This is a genomic window from Leptolyngbya boryana PCC 6306, from assembly GCF_000353285.1.
Lineage (GTDB): Bacteria > Cyanobacteriota > Cyanobacteriia > Leptolyngbyales > Leptolyngbyaceae > Leptolyngbya > Leptolyngbya boryana.
The window spans coordinates 1,184,340-1,200,077 of the sequence record NZ_KB731324.1; the positions used below are offsets into that span (position 1 = coordinate 1,184,340).

The window sequence follows — 15,738 nt, forward strand, 5'->3', positions numbered from 1 at the left end:
ACACGAGGACTACAGCGATTAAATCGTATTACAAATTACTTAAGATTTGACAACTTTAGTACGCATGTCTCAAGCTGAACTAAGATAGAACAATTGCTTTGTCGTAGCGTATGGATTTAGAGAAACCATTAGGGTCAGTCATTCAAGGATCTCTGAGTCAAGGACTTGAAGTTCGGCTCCATCCCGATGTCTCGGTTGAAGAAATGAGGGTGGGCAAGTTCCTTGTTGTTCAGGGAACGCGATCGCGCTTTTTCTGCATGTTGACCGACGTTTCTCTGGGTACTTCTAGCCAGCGAATTATTGCCAATCCGCCAGAACCGACAAATTTATTTCTACAAGAAGTTCTGGCTGGAAGCGGAACCTATGGCACGATCGAGCTTTCTCCGATGTTGATGTTCACACCGACCGAGAAGCCCGTTGCAAAGAAAAAATCTTCTAAACTAGCCTCGTATGAAGCAAGTTCGAGTGAAGCGATCGAACTCTTACCCGTAAAAACGATTCCTAGTCACTTTAGCCAGGTTTTTGATGCGAGTGAACGAGATTTTCGAGCAGTCTTTGGTTGGGAAGATGATCCCCATCGGCGCAATTTCGCGATCGGAGAACCGATTGATATGGAGGTTCCGATTTGTTTAGATCTCGATCGCTTTGTCGAACGCAGTAACGGCGTATTCGGAAAATCAGGAACCGGAAAATCATTCCTGACGCGATTGCTGCTTGCGGGAATTGTCCGAAAGCAAGCGGCGGTAAATTTAATCTTCGATATGCACTCAGAGTACGGCTGGGAGGCAACAAGAGAAGGCAAGCAATTTAGCACCGTCAAAGGCTTGCGGCAGCTCTTTCCAGGACAAGTGCAAATCTTTACGCTCGATCCTGATTCGACAAAGCGAAGAGGCGTTCGGGATGCTCAAGAACTCTACGTCAGCTATGACCAAATTGACGTTGAAGATTTGATGCTCGTTCGAGGCGAGCTAAACCTCTCTGAAGCTGCACTCGAAAACGCAATTATTCTCAGAAATGAGTTTGGTAAAGCTTGGATCAATCGACTCTTAACCATGAGCAATGGCGAGATTCAGGAATTCTGCGAAACCAAGATGGGAAGTAAATCTTCGATTATGGCATTGCAGCGAAAACTCAATCGTCTGGATGAATTAAAGTACATTCGCAATAGTTGCCCACATAACTATGTCGGTCAAATTCTTGAATGTATTGATGCAGGAAAGCATGTTGTGGTTGAGTTTGGTTCTCAATCGAATTTACTCTCTTACATGCTGGCAACTAACATCATTGCCAGACGAATTCACCACGCTTATGTTCGCAAAGCTGAGCAATTTCTCCAAACCAAAGACATTAACGATCGACCTCAGCAGCTTGTAATTACGATCGAAGAAGCACACCGATTCCTCGATCCTGCAACCGTCGGACAAACGATTTTTGGCACGATCGCCCGTGAGATGCGAAAGTACTTTGTCACGTTGCTAGTGGTCGATCAGCGTCCATCTGGGATTGACAATGAAGTCATGTCGCAGATTGGCACTCGAATCACAGCATTGTTGAATGATGACAAAGATATTGAGGCAATTTTTACAGGCGTTTCTGGAGGGCAAAGTCTGCGATCGGTACTTGCCAAACTGGATTCCAAACAGCAAGCTCTAATCTTAGGTCACGCAGTTCCGATGCCTGTCGTCGTTCGGACTCGTCCTTATGATGAAAATTTCTACCGTGAGATTGGCGATACAGCTTGGGAAGAAATGCCCGATGTCGAAGTCTTTCGAGCGGCAGAAGCAGCAAAAGCAGATTTAGGATTTTAACGATGACACGGAAACGATTTGTAATTGAAATGGGAATGGGAATCGATCAGCATGGGCAAGATCCAACTGTTGCAGCTTCTAGAGCCGTAAGAAATGCGATCGCTCATAACGCCCTCCCCGGAATCTGGGAAGTCGCCGGACTAAGCCATCCCAACGAAATGATCATCGAAGTTCAAATCGCAGTTCCCTATCCCGAACAAGTACGCGAAGCCGAAGTTCTAGAAGTGCTTCCATTCGGGCAAAAAAATTTGAAAGTCGAATCCGGTGGAATGATTGTGCAAGGCAGAGCGATCGAGGAATTTAACGATAAAAATGATGACATGTACATCGCTGTTGCCTCAGTCACCGTCTGGGTCGATATCTAGCTGCGAGTCACAAGCTGATTAATCTCTTCTTGCAATTGCGATCGCATTTTCTCTGCCTGTTGCACCGACTCGGCTCGGCTCAGTTCAGTTTCAGGTAATTGTCGCGATCGCACATAGTACTTTAATTGCGTTCTCATTGCCCAAACTCCCATTGATGGAAACAATACAAAGACCAACACTAAAGGTGATACAGGTAACATCGGCATCTTGAACCATTTTGCCAATGTCTGAGAATTCAACGCCCAAGGATGTAGAGATTCATTACCAATACAAACAGTTGATACGATCGGCACTTGATACTGTGAACTCAAGCGTAAAAAGCTCGGATCATATTTTGCCAACTGATATCGATGCCGCCAGCCTTTTACTAATCCTCGCCAGCTTTCAGGTGCATAAAGTAATACTTTTTTCTCTGCGATCGCCGCTTCAAAGCTGTCTTTTTCTGCCCGCACCCCACCCAAAGCCTGTGCCCATCCAGGCGGCAACCACCACACCAACCAAGGATGATCAAAAAAGATGGGATGAGCTAAAAGCTGCACAAACCAGCCTGTTTTTCGTCCTAACAATACACCCAGACAGACAAAATCCCACGGGAAGCACATTCCAGCATGATTAAGCGTCACGATCGCGGGTGGTTCTGTCGGTAAATTCTCTGCATCATGCAGTTCGGCTTGGAAATAGCGAGTTACGATCGGGAAAAGAATCTCTTCTCGAAACGCATTTTGATAAATCGGATCAGGCTCTGTGAAGGTCGGTTTGGGCGCACGAAATCCCAACCGCATCCAGCGCAGCAGCAAAGCCAAATAAAACCCACCCGGAATCAGAAACAGCCCGAATTCCAGCCAATTCCAACCCTCCGGATCCGGATGATAATGCTGCCAATGACGATTAAACAGAATCAACCATCCAGGCGGATACCAAAAACAAAACCAGTCAAACCGGGAAAACTGGAAAGACATAGCGCAACAGGAAAAGGGGCTAGGCTATTTTATCGATCGTATCTCTAGCGATCTTCATTCGTCAGAAGCATTTTGTCGGTCTAGCTTGAGCATTATTTTGAACGATTTGTTTAGATTGAGCGCTGAATCCAGGAGTTATAATTACTCTAACCTCCATGTTTATCAAGTAACCGTGAGCCAGCAATTAACGCTACAACTGAGTGATGAGATCTATGCAGACCTTCAACAGAAAGCCGATGCTGCTGGATTGCCTATGACAGAGTGGATTATCACGGTTTTAAACCAACAAAATCGATCTCTCCAGGCGGATTCACCCTTAACAGCGCAGCAAGAAGAAGCTCGGCAAAGGTTTAGGAATCATGCCGGATCGATTCGCCTTGGACATCCCACAGGATCAGACAATGAAAGCATTGATGCTGATCTTGCCAGAGCTTATGCCGATGAGTATCAGAGGCAGGATTGATTTGTGCTGTTAGATACGTCAGGACTACTTTGCTACCTTCATCAAGATGAACCTCAACATCCGGAGGCAGTGCGATTTCTCAATAGTTCAAGTCAGAGGCTGCTTACTCATAGCTATGTCTTAGCGGAGTTGATTGCTTTAGCCTTAGTCCGTCGTTTTCCTCGTTCTGCAGGGTTAACTTACGCGACCGATTTACTTGACAGTCCAGATATTGAAGTGATTTGGGTCGATGAACAAATGCACCGAGAAGCGATGCAGCTTTTAGCCGATCGAGCGGATAAAACTTATTCGTTGTGTGATGCAGTGAGCTTTGTTTTGATGCGACAGCGTGGAATAACAGACGCATTAACGACCGATCGGCATTTTGAGCAAGAAGGATTTGTCCGTTTACTCTAATCTCGTCCTTAAACTCCTCATACCGATACGAGTACGAGAAGAAAACCCCAATCGGATGATCCACCATAGCACTTGCTTGACAAGTTACACATGAGTTTAACGAGCAGAAAACCGACTTGGGAAACACGATCGAGCTAAATTATCAATTAGGCGATCGCATATCCCGTATAAGGACGCACATCTTCAGGATGAAACGCCAATACAATATCCTGCTTTGGAATTCCAGCCTCAACTAATTCACGCGTCACGCCATCTTCTGTCTCGTCTCGCTGCACCCACACCTTCCCATCAATCAAATCCAAATGCACCAGGCACCCATGCACGCGCGTCTTACGATCCCAACCTAAAGTCATTAAAAGATAGCTATCTCGCTGCTGATCGAAAATCGGTTTACAAATCAAATCCCCGTGTGAATAAGGAATCTGTGTATAAGGCATCAGAACGAACTGAATAATTTGACGGTACTGGTCTAGTTTTTCCATTGCAGAATCACCTCTTCCTCTGCGTCAAATACAACAAGCTTTAAACCTTCATCTTCGATCAAAAGTTGTCCAATTGGTTCTTCAAATAAGGAGACATAAGTAACATTTCGCACAGCTAAATACAGCGTATAGTCTGGATTCGTTCGACGCAGGACAGAACGATAAATCGCAAACTGTCCAATCGCATCTCGAAACGCTTGCATTTCCGAGTCACTAATAAAGCTTTTCACCTCAACCGCGATCTTCTGTTCCGCACGTTCTGCTACTAGCAATCGTTTGGCTCCCAGATCCACATACATATCCTTGCGTCCCCAACGCAGATGAAACGGGTCATGGGTAATATTCCACCCTTCTTTAATCAGTGCCCGTTTCACTGCATTATGATAGAGGTCAAGCGCTGGCATAGGAAATCTGTTCGCGAAACTTGTTTTTATTGTCGCAGCGATCGTTCATTCCAAGCTCAAAATCATTATCTAGCTGAAACCAGCCAATCAAGCTTCTACAGCAACCGTCACATCTTCCTCTGGCATTCCTAACACTCGCCGATACAATCGATCGTATTCCACCGCCGATTTTTTCCAATCAAAGTTCTGCTGCATTCCTCGTTGCTGAAGTTCTTTCCACAGTCCTTTAAAGCGGAATGCCTCATTCGCTCTCACCATTGAGGTAAAGAGATCCAATGGTTCATAGCGATCGAAACAATACCCAGTTCCTGCATGTTTCTCCGGATCATGATGCGAAACGGTATCGACTAAGCCACCCGTTCGTCTCACGATCGGCACACAGCCATATCGCATCGACAGCATTTGACTAATGCCACAAGGCTCAAATCTTGAAGGCATCAAGAACGCATCTGCACCCGCATAAATTCGACGAGCTAACGCATCGTTATAGAGCAAATACACAGACATCCGACCCCCATAGCGAGAAGACAGTTGCCACATCTGCGTTTCGTAATAGCGATCGCCAGTGCCCAGCAAAATAAATTGAGCATCGGTATAAGCCAAATAGCGATCGAGAATCTGAATCACCAAATCTAAGCCCTTCTGCTCAACCAATCGTGAAACCATGCCAATGAGAAAGGCTTTGGAATTCACTTCCAGTCCCACTTCTTCTTGGAGAGCAATCTTGTTTTTAATGCGATCGTCGATGGTATCGATCGAGAACGTCTTCGTCAGCGCTTTATCCGTCTCTGGATTGTAAGCCTCGGTATCAATTCCATTCACAATTCCACTCAGCCGACCGCTGATAAACGAGAGCAATCCCTCTAATTCCTCCCCATACGTCGGCGTTTTAATCTGCTCGGCATACGTCGGTGAAACGGTTGTCACCCAATTCGCGTACTGCACAGCCGCCGCCATCGTGTTATGTCCCTGCATGTACCAAGGACACCAAGTAATTTTTTCTAACTTCCAGCGCCACGGCCCTTGATACGCCAAATTATGAATCGTAAAAATCGTCGCAATATCAGGATCTTGATGCATCCACACCGGAATCATTCCCGTATGCCAATCATGGCAATGCATCACCTGCGGCTTCCAATAGTTCCAAGCAAACTCAGCCGCGCCATTTGCAAAAAAGGTATACCGCCACTCTTCATCCTCACCGCCGTAAATCCGACGCGGATCAAAAGCAGGATGCCCGAATAAATACAGCGGCACATCGGTTCCCGGCAAAACCGTCTCATAGACCGCAAAGTCGTTAAACATTGCATAGCCTTTCCAAACCGGCTCGGCTGGAATTTCGATTTTGTCGTTGAGAAATCCGAAATATGGGAGAAAGATTCGGACATCATGCCCCATCGCTTTCAGGACTTTCGGCAATGCACCTACGACATCCCCCATCCCGCCTACTTTTGCGATCGGTGCTGCTTCCGCTGCCACAAACAAGATCCGCATCTGGCTCCCCTCTTTAATTTTCGCTCTGTCATCATACCGAGTTTTACTGCACCAATTTCAGCGAAAGAGTATTGTGTTTCTCGACCAACGTCTCAAGCTCGATCGTGGTCAATCGCCCCTGATCGACAACTTTTCGCCCATTGATAAAACTGTAATCAACCTGATTCACCTGACAGAAAATCATTGCCGCGATCGGATCATGCAGTGCTCCTGCAAACTCGACTCGATCGAGATTCACTGCAATAAAATCCGCCGACATTCCCGGCGCTAAATAGCCAATATCATCGCGCCCCAGCACTTTCGCTCCGCCTAATGTGGCTAATTCTAAAGCTTCTCTCGCACTCATTGCAGCAGCATCCAATTCTCGCACTCGCGCCATCAGAAAAGCGGTGCGCGCCTCATTCAACAGGTTTGAAGTATCATTCGAGGCTGATCCATCAACTCCTAATCCCACAGGAACCCGATGCTGGAGCATTTTCCGAATCGGAGCCATGCCACTGGCAAGCCGCATATTACTACAAGGACAATGTGCAATCCCAGTTCCAGTCTTACCGAAGCTGAGAATTGCGCGATCGTCTAACTGGACACAATGCGCGTGCCACACATCATTGCCTAACCAACCGACGGATTCTGCATAGTCGCCTGGAGTCATTCCGAAGGTCGCTAAGCTGTATTCGACATCTGAGCGATTTTCAGCTAAGTGAGTATGCAATCGAATGCCCGGATACGATCGAGCGAGTGCCGCCGATTCCCGCATCAAATCCTGAGTGACTGAGAACGGAGAACAAGGAGCTAAGGTAATTCTCAGCATCGCATGTCGATCGTTGTCATGATATTGCTCGATCAAGCGCTGACTATCTTTGAGAATATCCGGCTCTTTCTCAACAACAGAATCGGGTGGCAGTCCGCCCTGACTTTCCCCTACACTCATGCTGCCGCGACTGGCATGGAATCGTAATCCAATCTCTTGAACTGCCCGAATTTCATCATCTAAAGTACTGCCATTCGGATAGATATACAGATGATCACTGGCTGTCGTACAGCCGGATAGAATCAATTCTGCTGCTGCCAGTTGAGCACTGATATAAATCGCTTCTGAAGTCAGATTTGACCAAATCGGATAAAGCGCTTGCAGCCAATTGAATAAATCACAATTCTGTGCGGCTGGAATCACGCGCGTTAACGTTTGGAAGAAATGATGATGCGTGTTGACTAAACCAGGAAGGACAACATAGCGATCGTGCAAATCCAGCACTTCATCTGCGGTTTGGGGCAGTTCGGCAGTTGTGCCAACTTGCTCAATCACATTGTCTCGAATATAAAGCGCTGCATGGCGGATTTCTCGGCGATCAGCGTCCATTGTGGCAAGGGTGTGAATATTCTTGACTAGTAAAGTAGGCATGGCATTCAGCGTGAAGACTAAGCTTGATTTAGCGCATTCCCACACAAGTTAGAGTGCTGAACCTAACATTTCCTAAAAATAGACCTTCACTGATCTCCTTAACTTTCCTCAATTTATAGCCATCGACTCGATCAAAAAAACCGAATACCTTATGAGTATCAACAACACGAAAGCCAAACAGCACAAGGCTTTCAGGCAATATCACTCAAAAGGAGATTTCATCATGAAACGCCAATTCCTCGCATTCCTCGCTCTATCCTCGATCGTTGCTGGGAGCACCACACTATTACCCACTGCTCCTGCAAAGGCTGCAACCGTTTGCCAGATGAATGGACTGAAATTTAGCTACAACAGAGCGGACTTTCAAGCTTGGGAAAATCCATTTGCCTGCGACCACCTAATCGGTACGATGTCGCAATCAGCAGCAAATAAGTATTGCAAAGCACTGTTCGCTCCAAAAGCGGTCGAACTCTTCTTCAAGGGAAGAATCCCTCGCAATCCTCATGTTTGGGGACATCTTGATAGCCACACCTGTGTCTATAACAGCAAGAAGTAAGGGTAGAGATTCCTTGTTTGATCCTGTGTGTTTGATTCCTGAATCGGAAAGTGTTTTCACATATACACTTTCCGATTCAGTTTTTTATGCTCACGCTTTTCTATGATAACGAGGAAGCTCTAATTCCCGCGCCATTTGGTTTTCGGAGGCTCCGTCTGTGCCAAAAGCTTGCCTTGCGAAATTACATATTGCACTGTGGCGCGGCGGCGAATCGCATCATATCGATCGATCGCATCTAAGACAATCAAATTTGCAGGTTTACCTACCTCAACTCCATACTGGTCTAGATTCAGCGTCTTAGCTCCGCCCCAAGTCACCATGTCGAAACACGCATTCATTTCATCCTGACCCGTCATCTGGCAGATATGAATCGCCATTGCAGCCACATCAAGCATGTTGCCTGTCCCCAGCGAATACCACGGGTCTTGAACGCAGTCATGTCCTAAACTGACATTCATACCCTGCTGCCAAAGCTCCTTCACCCGTGTTACCCCACGCCGTTTCGGATAAGTATCTGTCCGACCTTGCAGCGTAATATTAATCAACGGATTTGCAACGAAATTCAACTGAGTGCGTTTGAGAAAACCCAGTAACTTAAACGCATACGCATTGTTATACGACCCAAAAGCAGTCGTATGGCTTGCTGTCACTCTTGACCCCATTTCAGTCCGAATCGCACAAGCTGCGACGACTTCTAAAAATCGCGACTGATCATCATCAATCTCATCGCAATGAATATCAATCAAGCGATCGTACTGTTCTGCCAGTTCAAAAATTCGATGCACCGATCGCACCCCATCTTCGCGGGTCAGTTCATAGTGCGGGATACCCCCGACCACATCTGCCCCCAGTACCATTGCTTCTTCCATCAAGGCATCATTCTTTGCCCCACCATAGATGCCATCTTGGGGAAACGCAACGACTTGCAAAGTGATCCAATCTTTGACGGCTTCGCGGACTTCAAGTAAAGCTTTTAGCGCCGTTAAGCTTGCTTCACTCACATCCGCATGACTTCGCACGAAAAGAACCCCCTGCATCGCTTGTTGCTTCAGAGTCTCGATCGCTCTCGCTTTTACATCATCGAGCGAAAGATTTTGCTTCCGCTCTCTCCAAATTTCGATGCCCTCAAACAGAGTTCCACTCTGGTTCCAGCGAGGCTCACCTGCGGTAAGGGCAGAGTCTAAATGAATATGCGATTCGACAAACGGAGGACTAACTAGATGCCCTTGGATTTCTAGTTCCACCTCCGCTGTTGCGTCTAAGTGAGGGGCAATCTCAACAATCTCACCCGCATGAATCGCAACATCCACCAACTCAGAAACATGATGCGATCGAAGTAACTGACATTGACGAAGCAGAAGGTCGTAAGACATAGCACCGCAAGAAATCTGATCTGCTCAACTCTAGCGGATTTAGAAACTTGCGAACGGTGTTGCACATTTCAAAATTGTTAGCAGATTTCGGATCTTTGATTCTGCGTTCCCAAGCGGATGATGCTAACAATCGGAAAAGCTAACCCGTGGAAAATCTAACACGCTTGATCCATCAAAGGTTCAATCCAAGGTTGAAATTGATCTCGTCGGAAGATTTGGGCACGTCGATGAGAATCAAATCGAACCAGACTTGGAAGTCCATATTGTCGAATGCAATCTTTTATCCAGGAAGCAACACCAAGGTTCGCTTCAGCAGACATTTCAGCCTGAAAGAATCCGTACATTAACACCAGTTGACTGTGAGAAAAGAGCGGGGCATCTTGCTCAATGAGGCGAGTCAACATGGTCTTCGGAGCGTCTTCACGGAATCGAGAATTGTTAGAGCGATGTTCTTTATGATGAGCCGTTTCACGTTGTTTACGAGCATGGTTATGAGGCATAAAACTCCTTACGATCGAATATAAAAAATCGCCAATCGACTCCCTCCAGTCAGAAACCAGTTTGGGAAGAGAGTCAGTTGGCAAGGTGGTAGATGCAATTTCGTCAAGATGTAAAGCTTTCTAACTCGATAGTATTAGCTTTTATAAAAAACCGCAATTGTTTACAGATTCATATCTCAAATTTGTAATCTTTAACACCAAACTGTGCTATTTCAGTAGGTGAGGAAAACTGTTAAAAAATTCTGAACAGGTTTGTTCTGGACAAAGCTTGCCAGGAGATCTGGTAAGTTAACTTGTGAGTCTTAATTAGCCATACCGTAAACATGACTGTCGAATTTAGGGCAGGTCTAGAGGGCATTCCTGCAACTCAGTCCAGCATTAGCTTTGTGGATGGGCAGAAAGGAATTCTGGAGTATCGCGGCATTCCGATTCAGGATCTCGCGATGCAAGAGCAGAATACCTTTTTAGAAACTGCGTATCTTCTGATTTGGAACGAATTGCCAAACCGTGACACTTTGGCAGAGTTTGAGCATGAAATTCAGTTTCATCGTCGCTTAAAGTACAGAATTCGCGACATGATGAAGTGTTTTCCGGAGTCGGGGCATCCCATGGATGCTCTGCAAGCCTGTGCTGCGGCGTTGGGTTTGTTCTACTCGAAACGGGCACTCGACGATCCGACCTACATCCGAGAAGCTGTCGTGCGAATCCTGGCAAAGATTCCAACGATGGTCGCAGCATTTCAACTGATGCGGAAAGGAAATGACCCCGTTCAGCCTCGAGATGATTTGGGGTATGCTGCAAACTTTCTTTACATGTTGAATGAGCAGGAGCCAGATCCCTTCGCCGCTCGAATTTTCGATATCAGCTTGACTTTGCATGCTGAACACACGATCAATGCCTCTACCTTCTCAGCAATGGTGACTGCTTCGACGCTCACTGATCCTTACGCAGTGATTGCTTCAGCCGTAGGAACGCTGGCAGGGCCGTTGCATGGAGGAGCCAGCGAGGAAGTCATTTTGATGCTGGAAGAAATCGGATCGGTTGAGAATGTCCGCCCATTCTTACAAGATCGGTTGGAGCGCAAAGATCGGATCATGGGATTTGGGCACCGGGTTTACAAGGTGAAAGATCCAAGAGCGATCATTCTGCAACAGCTGGCTGAACAGCTATTCGACAAATTTGGGCAAGACAAGTATTACGATATCGCAGTTGAATTGGAGAAAGCGGTCGAGGAAAAACTGGGGCATAAAGGGATTTACCCGAATGTCGATTTTTACTCGGGACTGGTGTATCGCAAGTTGGGCATTCCCACCGATCTGTTTACGCCTGTGTTTGCAATTTCCCGCGCTGCAGGCTGGTTAGCGCATTGGAAAGAGCAGCTTGCAGAAAACCGGATCTTCCGTCCGACGCAGATTTACACGGGGCTGCATGGGCAGCCTTACACCACGATCGAGAAACGAGGATAAAGATTGCGTAATTTCGATGATGGGTTAGACCCCTCTTGCAGATTCCCCAATCCCTTGCAACTATAACAACGTGACGATTTTCAGGAACTCCAGCCCTCAGGAATCTTGCTTCTGGGGGTTTCTTTTATTTTTACAAATTCTGACTAGGGATAATTTCCTAGACAATATAGAGTATTAGCAGGCCTTATCGGCTGAACCATTCAATTTACTCAATCCGCTGCATCAGATACTTTGATGGCTCAAATCGGCAGAAATTCAGTAGTTCGATACGTTTCGCACCCAGTCCGACCGCTATACTGAAAGACGTTGAGAGCATCGATAAATCTTCATGTCGAGAAGATCTACTCCTCTCAACGCTGCCTTCTTACTGCGTTGGGAACCATGAACCCAGGAATTGACCTTCAAGGAACCTTTATTGAAACTGTGCAGAGCCTTGGCATCCCCGCCGGGGCAGCAAAAGCCCTCTGGATGCCATTGCCGATGCTGATCATGCTGGTTGCAGCGACGGTCAGCGTTCTGGTTGTGGTGTGGCTAGAACGGAAAATCTCAGCCGCCGCGCAACAGCGGATTGGTCCTGAATTCATCGGACCGCTCGGCGTTCTCGCCCCGCTTGCGGATGGCTTAAAACTCGTATTGAAAGAAGATGTGGTTCCGGCGAAAGCAGATAAGCTGCTCTTTACCCTAGGTCCCGCGATCGTGGTTATTCCCGTCTTTTTGTCCTACTTGATTCTGCCGTTTGGACAAAACCTTCAAATCACCGATGTCGGGCTGGGAATCTTCCTTTGGATTGCCTTATCGAGCGTTGTGCCGATCGGGCTTTTGATGTCGGGCTATGCCTCGAATAACAAATACTCGCTGCTGGGTGGATTGCGGGCTGCGGCTCAGTCGATTAGCTATGAACTGCCGCTGGCACTATCAGTTTTAGCCGTTGTCATGATGTCGAACTCGCTGAGTACGGTTGATATCGTCAATCAGCAAGCGGGCTACGGAATTCTGGGCTGGAATATTTGGCGACAACCGGTTGGATTTATTATTTTCTGGATTGCGGCTCTGGCAGAATGTGAGCGGATTCCCTTTGACTTACCAGAAGCGGAAGAAGAACTCGTTGCAGGGTATCAGACTGAATATTCAGGCATGAAGTTTGCCCTGTTCTATCTCGGGTCTTATGTGAACTTGACGCTCTCAGCCTTGCTGTTTGCTGTCCTTTACCTGGGTGGTTGGGAATTCCCAATTTCGCTAAGTGTCATCTCCGGACTGATTGGCGTGCCCGAATCGACTCCTTGGTTGCAGTTGATTTTCGCCACAATCGGCATTGGAATGACGCTCTTGAAGGCTTATTTCTTGATCTTCCTGGCGATTTTGATGCGTTGGACTGTGCCCCGTGTGCGGATTGACCAACTGCTCGACCTCGGCTGGAAGTTTCTACTTCCCGTCTCGCTTGTCAACTTGCTGATCACCGCAGGTTTGAAACTGGCATTCCCGGTCGCGTTTGGCGGCTAATCCTCTCGAACTGGAGAACACCCATCATGATGAAATTTCTCAAACAAGTCGGTGATTACACGAAAGAGGCGATCCAAGCAGGCAAGTATATCGGTCAAGGCTTGTCTGTGACCTTTGACCACATGCGCCGTCGCCCTATCACCGTTCAGTATCCTTACGAAAAGCTGATTCTTTCTGAGCGCTTCCGGGGACGGATTCACTTTGAATTTGACAAGTGTATTGCTTGCGAAGTCTGTGTGCGGGTTTGCCCGATCAACTTGCCTGTCGTAGATTGGGAATTCAACAAAGAAACCAAGAAAAAGAAACTCAATCATTACAGTATTGATTTCGGCGTTTGTATTTTCTGTGGAAACTGCGTGGAATATTGCCCCACGAATTGTTTATCCATGACAGAAGAATATGAGCTGTCTACCTACGATCGACATGAACTGAACTACGACAATGTGGCACTGGGTCGTCTGCCGTACAAAGTGACGAATGATCCGATGGTGACTCCGTTGCGTGAGTTTGCATACTTACCGAAGGGTGCGATCGATCCACATGATCTACCTGCTGGTTCGCGTCGGGCTGGCTTACGTCCTGAAGAGATTGTTGAACAATCGCAGCAATAGGTGTTAGTTGGGGCGTGACTGCCCCACTTGGTATTTAGGGAGAGAGACCGTGAATTTAGCGGAAGGTGTTCAAATTGTATCGTTCGCGATCCTGGCAGCCATGATGATTGGATCTGCGATCGGGGTCGTTTTACTGGAAAATGTGGTTTATTCTGCCTTTCTTTTAGGCGGCGTTTTCATTAGCATTGCGGGATTATATTTGCTGCTGAATGCAGACTTCGTGGCAGCGGCGCAAGTTTTGATTTACGTCGGGGCAGTCAACGTCTTGATTTTGTTTGCGATTATGTTGGTGAACAAGCGTGAGGCATTTCAGCCGATCGCGAAGTCTTGGATTCGTCGGGCTGCAACTGCACTCGTCTGTGCTGGAATCTTTGCGCTGCTGAGCGCAATGGTGTTGACGACTCCTTGGGCGATTTCAACAGCGGTTCCGATCGAGAGTTCGATTATTACGATCGGGCTGCATTTCTTCACCGATTTCCTCTTGCCGTTTGAATTGGCATCGATTTTGTTGCTGATGGCATTAGTTGGCGCGATCGTGCTGGCACGTCGTGAGTTTCTGCCGGATGAGGATGAGGCGGATACCGCTTTAACTTTGCCAGAGCGTCCGCGTGAGTTGGTTCCCGCTGGACAGAACAACCCTGAAAACTAAGGACTTTGAACGATGCAACTTCAATATTTCTTACTCATTGCAGCCGCGTTGTTCTGCATTGGCGTATATGGTCTGGTGACGAGCCGAAATGCGGTTCGAGTCCTGATGTCGATCGAGTTGATGCTGAACGCTGTGAATTTGAATTTGATGGCGTTTTCTAACTATCTTGATCCGCAAGAGATCAAAGGTCAGATGTTTACGATTTTCGTGATTACGATCGCGGCTGCAGAAGCGGCAGTTGGTTTAGCGATCGTGCTAGCGATCTATCGGAACCGCGATACGGTCGATATGGAACAATTCAATTTACTCAAGTGGTAAATTGTTCTCCAACTTTTCTGAAGAGAGGTGTAGTGAGTCTGCACCTCTTTTTTGTTTGAGGATAGCAATTAATCTTGCTGTTGCTGAGATTGAAGGATTTGAATTTCAGCGATCGTCAAGCCAGTCACTTCAGCAATGAGTTCCATATCGAGATTTCTACGAAGCATATTGAGAGCAATCGCCTGCTTTTCTTCCAATTTTGCTCTCCGCTCTAGTGATGACACATACTTCATCCGTCTAGCCTCCTCAAAAGTTTCTAACTCAGCCTGTAACTGGCGCTCTAACTCTTCAGGCAAATTCATCAGCCAGTCTAAAAAGTTGTGTAGCTCTAGTATATCTTGCTCACTATAGCCACGATCGTAAAGCATTGTCGTCAGATGATACCGCCAGCGCTTGCGCTCAAGTGGCTGATTGTGCGTTTCCTTGGTCTTTAGATGAGCCATCGCGACGACAGCAAAAGGATTTTGAATGGCTTCTAATTCTGTCCATTGAGATTGATAGTCTGATAGCTTCACGATTGGAAACTCAAAATGAGTGGCACAGCCCCACAATTCGTCATAAAACCTGCTGGGTCGCCAATTCGGGCGGTCATCACCCAGAATGGCTAAGCTGACAACAGGGCAATTATAGCGATCGCGCAATCGATAGTTGTAGCTGTACATCCTGGCGACGAAATCGCGCTCCTCTTGACTTTGCACTTCAATGTGACAAATCACTAAGGTTCTCTCACCCCGCAGACGGTGAACTTCGACTAATTTATCGGCATAGCGTTTGGGAATCTCTGCATCTCTGACGATTTTCTGTAATTCTTTATCTAGAAAGCGAACCGGCTTTGACCAGTCAACATCTGCCTCAATCGTTGGGAAAAAGAAGGCTAGAAACTCTCGAAAATACAGTTCGATAAAGGTTTTCCAAGGATTATCGTAATCTGTATTTTCAGAGGATTGTTGCGTCATTACGCCAAAATTAGTTGATATGTTCTATATCCTATC

The 15,738-nt window shown here is 46.8% G+C and carries 18 protein-coding genes; 10 read left to right on the forward strand and 8 right to left on the reverse strand.

The window, feature by feature from the left end:
- Positions 1-110: 110 nt before the first annotated feature.
- Complete coding sequence (locus tag LEPBO_RS0105525) at positions 111-1,808, forward strand: helicase HerA domain-containing protein (RefSeq protein WP_017286542.1); 1,698 nt, start codon at positions 111-113, stop codon at positions 1,806-1,808.
- 2 nt (positions 1,809-1,810) lie between these two features.
- A complete protein-coding gene (locus LEPBO_RS0105530; protein WP_017286543.1) occupies positions 1,811-2,173 on the forward strand; it encodes a Lin0512 family protein in 363 nt (120 codons plus the stop codon).
- Here the strand turns inward: LEPBO_RS0105530 and LEPBO_RS0105535 are convergent.
- Positions 2,170-3,132 (reverse strand): lysophospholipid acyltransferase family protein, encoded by a 963-nt coding sequence (locus tag LEPBO_RS0105535; RefSeq protein ID WP_017286544.1) that lies wholly within the window; start codon positions 3,130-3,132, stop codon positions 2,170-2,172. The genes LEPBO_RS0105530 and LEPBO_RS0105535 overlap by 4 nt on opposite strands.
- A gap of 172 nt (positions 3,133-3,304) precedes the next feature.
- Between LEPBO_RS0105535 and LEPBO_RS0105540 the strand changes: the two genes are divergently transcribed.
- The gene (locus LEPBO_RS0105540) at positions 3,305-3,595 is read left to right on the forward strand and encodes a hypothetical protein (RefSeq protein ID WP_017286545.1); all 291 of its coding nucleotides are present in this window, start codon (positions 3,305-3,307) and stop codon (positions 3,593-3,595) included.
- A gap of 3 nt (positions 3,596-3,598) precedes the next feature.
- A complete protein-coding gene (locus tag LEPBO_RS0105545) occupies positions 3,599-3,991 on the forward strand; it encodes a type II toxin-antitoxin system VapC family toxin (protein ID WP_017286546.1) in 393 nt (130 codons plus the stop codon).
- A gap of 146 nt (positions 3,992-4,137) precedes the next feature.
- Here the strand turns inward: LEPBO_RS0105545 and LEPBO_RS0105550 are convergent, their stop codons facing one another.
- The 4 genes from LEPBO_RS0105550 to LEPBO_RS0105570 all read right to left on the reverse strand — a co-directional run bounded on the left by LEPBO_RS0105550 (position 4,138) and on the right by LEPBO_RS0105570 (position 7,773).
- Positions 4,138-4,473: a XisI protein gene (locus LEPBO_RS0105550; RefSeq protein ID WP_017286547.1), complete on the reverse strand. Its 336-nt coding sequence runs from the start codon at positions 4,471-4,473 to the stop codon at positions 4,138-4,140.
- Positions 4,461-4,877 (reverse strand): element excision factor XisH family protein, encoded by a 417-nt coding sequence (locus LEPBO_RS0105555; protein ID WP_017286548.1) that lies wholly within the window; start codon positions 4,875-4,877, stop codon positions 4,461-4,463. Before LEPBO_RS0105555 ends, LEPBO_RS0105550 begins: the two co-directional genes overlap by 13 nt.
- Before the next feature lie 87 nt (positions 4,878-4,964).
- A complete protein-coding gene (glgA, locus tag LEPBO_RS0105565; RefSeq protein ID WP_017286550.1) occupies positions 4,965-6,371 on the reverse strand; it encodes a glycogen synthase GlgA in 1,407 nt (468 codons plus the stop codon).
- 43 nt (positions 6,372-6,414) lie between these two features.
- Positions 6,415-7,773, reverse strand: coding sequence for an 8-oxoguanine deaminase (locus LEPBO_RS0105570; RefSeq protein ID WP_026148440.1), 1,359 nt, complete (start codon positions 7,771-7,773; stop codon positions 6,415-6,417).
- Between the two features lie 223 nt (positions 7,774-7,996).
- Between LEPBO_RS0105570 and LEPBO_RS0105575 the strand changes: the two genes are divergently transcribed.
- Entirely contained in the window at positions 7,997-8,329 is a 333-nt protein-coding gene (locus tag LEPBO_RS0105575) for a hypothetical protein (protein ID WP_144056149.1), read from the forward strand.
- Between the two features lie 119 nt (positions 8,330-8,448).
- Here LEPBO_RS0105575 and codA read toward each other — a convergent pair whose 3' ends face one another.
- Both codA and LEPBO_RS36250 read right to left on the reverse strand, forming a co-directional pair.
- Positions 8,449-9,702, reverse strand: a complete 1,254-nt coding sequence (gene codA, locus LEPBO_RS0105580; RefSeq protein ID WP_017286553.1) for a cytosine deaminase — start codon at positions 9,700-9,702, stop codon at positions 8,449-8,451.
- Between the two features lie 155 nt (positions 9,703-9,857).
- Positions 9,858-10,202: a hypothetical protein gene (locus LEPBO_RS36250; RefSeq protein ID WP_017286554.1), complete on the reverse strand. Its 345-nt coding sequence runs from the start codon at positions 10,200-10,202 to the stop codon at positions 9,858-9,860.
- A 323-nt stretch (positions 10,203-10,525) separates the two neighbouring features.
- On the opposite strand from LEPBO_RS36250, the gene LEPBO_RS0105590 reads away from it, so the two are divergent.
- From LEPBO_RS0105590 to nuoK, 5 genes are all read left to right on the forward strand, one after another.
- The gene (locus tag LEPBO_RS0105590; protein WP_017286555.1) at positions 10,526-11,668 is read left to right on the forward strand and encodes a citrate synthase; all 1,143 of its coding nucleotides are present in this window, start codon (positions 10,526-10,528) and stop codon (positions 11,666-11,668) included.
- Positions 11,669-12,049: 381 nt separating this feature from the next.
- Positions 12,050-13,168 (forward strand): NADH-quinone oxidoreductase subunit NuoH, encoded by a 1,119-nt coding sequence (nuoH, locus tag LEPBO_RS0105595; protein ID WP_017286556.1) that lies wholly within the window; start codon positions 12,050-12,052, stop codon positions 13,166-13,168.
- Positions 13,169-13,197: 29 nt separating this feature from the next.
- Positions 13,198-13,779: an NAD(P)H-quinone oxidoreductase subunit I gene (gene ndhI, locus LEPBO_RS0105600; RefSeq protein ID WP_197693408.1), complete on the forward strand. Its 582-nt coding sequence runs from the start codon at positions 13,198-13,200 to the stop codon at positions 13,777-13,779.
- 49 nt (positions 13,780-13,828) lie between these two features.
- Positions 13,829-14,428 (forward strand): NADH-quinone oxidoreductase subunit J, encoded by a 600-nt coding sequence (locus tag LEPBO_RS0105605; RefSeq protein ID WP_017286558.1) that lies wholly within the window; start codon positions 13,829-13,831, stop codon positions 14,426-14,428.
- Between the two features lie 12 nt (positions 14,429-14,440).
- On the forward strand, positions 14,441-14,746 hold the full coding sequence (nuoK, locus tag LEPBO_RS0105610; protein WP_017286559.1) for an NADH-quinone oxidoreductase subunit NuoK: 306 nt from the start codon (positions 14,441-14,443) through the stop codon (positions 14,744-14,746).
- Positions 14,747-14,814: 68 nt separating this feature from the next.
- Here nuoK and LEPBO_RS0105615 read toward each other — a convergent pair whose 3' ends face one another.
- Positions 14,815-15,702, reverse strand: a complete 888-nt coding sequence (locus tag LEPBO_RS0105615) for an RpnC/YadD family protein (RefSeq protein WP_017286560.1) — start codon at positions 15,700-15,702, stop codon at positions 14,815-14,817.
- Positions 15,703-15,738: the final 36 nt, after the last annotated feature.